2 protein-coding genes are annotated in these 1,497 nt (G+C 39.7%); both read left to right on the top strand.

Translation table 11 applies throughout. From position 1 onward, the window contains the following. Positions 1 to 450 precede the first annotated feature (450 nt). Positions 451 to 792: a transposase gene (locus C7H79_RS19645; RefSeq protein WP_106708421.1), complete on the top strand. Its 342-nt coding sequence runs from the start codon at positions 451 to 453 to the stop codon at positions 790 to 792. Positions 793 to 1,155: 363 nt separating this feature from the next. Next, positions 1,156 to 1,443 carry a helix-turn-helix domain-containing protein gene (locus C7H79_RS17080; protein ID WP_242447360.1) on the top strand — a complete coding sequence of 96 codons (288 nt, stop codon included), beginning with the start codon at positions 1,156 to 1,158 and terminating at the stop codon, positions 1,441 to 1,443. Positions 1,444 to 1,497: the final 54 nt, after the last annotated feature.

The following is a 1,497-nucleotide window of genomic DNA, read 5'->3' as shown; positions in this document are numbered from 1 at the left end:
ATTTTAGGAGGGCTATGAAGCAAAAAACTGTTGAAATTTGCAAATTCCACAATATGAATGGCTTATGGCGCCTATAAATTCACTATCTATCTGATTAATGGATGTTTATCAAATATCAATGGGCAAATTCAACAACTAATTGTTATATAGCCTTCGGAGCATTAAACAATCGCGGAGGACCATATAATTCAAGTTCACACTATCTTTCAAGTTATCTAAAATCGTTAATATTAATTCTTATGCTTTTATGAGAAAGCTTGCAATGATAGCTATCTGGATATCTTATAATATTAGATAGCCTGTTAGATATCAGAATATAAAATTATTCCTGAGAAACTAAGAGTATCATCAAGTCACGGAAATAGAGACCTTTGTACGGGAAAGCCTCAAGCTAAGTGCAATGTATAGTAAAATATATTTCTAATCAGTTGGCTGGGTGTAAGTGTGAGTATGAGCTTTTCAGATTTTGATGTCTTTTACTGCACTCATAAAGGTAACTTCAAGAATCAGGTTGACAATTTGAGCGATTGGAAGCCCATCGGAAAAGCCCTTGCTAACCTGTACGTCATGCGCTTACTTAATTTATCTCTCGAAGATGTACCTGATCATTCAGTGCTGTCTCGATTTAGAGCTCGTTTAACCGCTGCTAAAGTGAGGGATAACTCGCTGGAACAGATCAATCAACAAATCAGCGTGCTCAATATTAGCGTCACGACATGCTGCCACATTGACGGGAGCGTTTCATATATAGCTCGCTCAAACCGAAGCCTAAGCTGTCTTATGGAGTGGTAAATGGTCGCGAGAAGAGCAAGATGATGAGCAATCAGCCAAAGCGGTAATGCAAGTAGTTGATGTGATTCAACCGGGAGTGGATGCGGTAGCTCACTGGGTAGAAAAGGCGACAAATCAGTGTTTGGCTATTAAAAACGCATGGTCGTTGATGACTACGGTTTGGTGATGATGGTATAAACCAAGAGCGTGAGTAGTGCACAAACATTGTGTTTGGGAAGATAAGGAAAGGCAAGAGAGGTGAAATGCGCTTAATTTACTTCTACCATACAGAACAATGCTGGCCTTGTATGAAAAAACAGAACAAGAAGATTTGTCAGAAGCAGATAAGAATATTGTTAGGCAGCTGATTAAGTAGATTAATAAATGATGGAAAAAAGTGATTTGCTTGGCATTGACTTACAAGAAGAATTAGCGGCGATACGTCAGCATAAGTCAGGAAAGGATATTTTGCGTACCAGAAAATTAGAAAGCCCTTCGGATGCAGCAACGATACGTCATAGACTAGGGCTAACACAAGAAGCGTTTGCGGCTCTGATAGGGGTATCAGTGCAAACGCTACGTAATTGGGAGCAGGGAACACGCCAGCCCCGCGGAGCTGCTTTGGCACTTTTGCGAATTGTAGAGAAACATCCAACCGTATTATTTTCTTAAGTTTTGTACAAAAGTTGAGCTTAATCCGGCAAAGGTAGGAAATTCGAAGAACGT

This window comes from Nitrosomonas supralitoralis (assembly GCF_003011925.2).
Lineage (GTDB): Bacteria > Pseudomonadota > Gammaproteobacteria > Burkholderiales > Nitrosomonadaceae > Nitrosomonas > Nitrosomonas supralitoralis.
This window is presented reverse-complemented; position numbering and strand designations above follow the sequence as displayed.

Bases quoted from the DNA above. Each gene is read 5' to 3' on its own strand.
- C7H79_RS17080 (WP_242447360.1), top strand. From the start codon at position 1,156: ATGATGGAAAAAAGTGATTTGCTTGGCATTGACTTACAAGAAGAATTA.
- C7H79_RS19645 (WP_106708421.1), top strand. From the start codon at position 451: ATGAGCTTTTCAGATTTTGATGTCTTTTACTGCACTCATAAAGGTAAC.